The organism is Variovorax sp. 20P10.2.4 (assembly GCF_058244205.1).
Map to the genome: position 1 here is coordinate 1 of NZ_JBZAYE010000936.1, position 2,137 is coordinate 2,137.

The window sequence follows — 2,137 nt, forward strand, 5'->3', positions numbered from 1 at the left end:
CATCGAGCGCGCGCAGGCCCGCGAGCCGCTCGGCCTCGGTGAGCGTGGGATAGCCCACGTACATCATCACCACGCCCGAGACGAACCACATGACGAACAGCAGGCAGCCGCCGATGCCGAGCCAGCGGTGCGTCCAGTAGAGCCAGTGGCGCACGAGCGGCCACGCACGCTGCCAGGCAGTGCGATCGGCGCGGGCGCGGCGCGCGGCGTGCGTCATCTCAGAAGTTCACCAGCGCCGACAGCTCGAAGGAGCGCGGACGGCCCAGCAGCCACTGGTTGCCGCTGTTCGAGAACGACAGCGGATAGCGGCGGTCGCCGAGGTTGTAGCCGCGCAGCGCGAGCTTGAGCGACTTGTTGGCCTGCCAGCTCACCGAGGCGTCGGCCACGGTGTAGGAGCCGATCTTGCGCGAGTTGGCCGCGTCGACCTGGCGCGAGCCGACGTAGCGCACGCCGAACTCGGCCTCCCACTGCGGCAGGAAATGCCAGTGCAGGAACAGGTTGGCCGCTTCCTCGGGCACGCCGAACGGCGTGTTGCCGGCGCGCGAGACCAGCCGGCCGCTCACGACCTCGTTGAAGTCGTCGTAGCGCGCGCGCAGCTTGGCCGCATTGGCCTCGAGCCGCAGCGTGGACGTCAGCGCGAGGTCGAGCGTGGCCTCGATGCCCTCGGACGACTGCTTGCCGACCTGCTGCGAGACGGTGGGGTTGTTCTGGTCGCGCGACAGCAGCTTCTTCTTCTCGATGCGGTAGGCGGCCACGGTCCAGGCGCCGCGATTGTCGGCCAGTTGGCGCTTGTAGCCGACCTCGACCTGGTTGCCGGTGCTGAGGTCGAACGGTGCCTGCGTCGTCGAGGTGCTGATCAGCGAGGTCAGCGGATCGGCCGCATGCGCCAGCTGCGCATAGAAGGACTGCGAGGCATCGGGCGCATACACCGCGCCGATGCGGCCGGTGGCGTACTCGAAGGTCTTCGTGAGGCTGTTGGCCGCGTTGGCCAGGTCGGTGCGCGCCACCTTGGCATGGTCCCAGCGCAGGCTGGTGACCAGCGACCAGCGCTCGTCGAAGGCCAGCTTGTCCTCGGCGAACACGGCGTAGGTGTTGGTGCGGGTCTTGTAGCGCGGCGTGTAGGCCACGGGCGAGGCGTAGTAGCCGGGCAGGAAGACGAAGGGATCGACCACCGAACGGCCGCCGTAGGGCGAATCGTTGAGGTGCGTGAAGTCGATGCGGTTCACGTCGAAACCCACCAGCACCTGGTTCTTCATGCCGAACAGTTCGTGCCGGAAGGTGGCGTCGGTACGGTTGCCGACCTGCTCCTGGTCGTGGCCGATCTCGAGGTAGTCGCCGCGCGTCACGCGGCGCGTGGCGGCATTGAAGGTGTAGGTCTCGCTGTTGCGCCAGTGGCGCTGGCTCGCGAGCCGGTAGAGCTGGTTGTGCACGGTGACGGCATCGCTGGGCGTCCACAGCGCGTCGAGGCGGGTCCACTTGTCGTCGTACTTGAGCTCGGCGTCGTCGACGTTGTAGTTCTGGCGCAGGGTCTGGTCGTTCAGGCGCCCGTCGATCAGCGGCACGCCCTGGTAGCGCTGCGGCGACTGGCGGCCCTCGTCGTGCGACAGGGTGAACTGCAGCTCGGGCGAGACGTCCAGCCGCAGCGCACCACCGACGGCCAGGCTCTCGCCCTCGCCGCGCGCCATGAAGCCGTGGGTGGCGCGGTGGCTGATGTCGAAGCGATACGAAAGCTTGTCGTTGATCGCGCCGCCGCTGCCGAAGGCGGCCTGGCGCGTGGCGTCGGAGCCGTAGCCCAGCAAAGCCTCGTTGTGGATCGGTCCGCGCGTGGGCTTCTTGGGCACCACGTTGATCGCGCCGCCGATCGCGCCTTCGCCGTACATGACAGAGGCCGCGCCGCGCAGCACCTCGATGCGGTCGACCGACCAGGTGTCGAACGGGAAGGTGACGGTGCCCGCGCCCGCGAACAGCCGCGTGCCGTCGAACAGCTGCATCACCGAGCCATGGCCCGAGAAGCCGCGCGCGGCCATGGAGGTGCTGCCGTTGCCCGGCGCGGGCGAACCCGTGATGCCGGTGGCGCGGGTGGCGGCCTCGATGACGGAGACGTCGCCGCGCGCGCGGATGGTCTCGCCGGTCAGCA

Annotated in this window: 1 protein-coding gene and 1 pseudogene; both read right to left on the reverse strand. The window is 69.1% G+C overall.

What is annotated here, in order from left to right:
- A pseudogene (locus AC27VN_RS39615) lies at nt 1-217 on the reverse strand (hypothetical protein); the annotation flags it as partial.
- Between the two features lies 1 nt (nt 218).
- The coding region (locus AC27VN_RS39620) for a TonB-dependent receptor (protein WP_490880233.1) at nt 219-2,137 on the reverse strand (1,919 nt) is incomplete at its 5' end.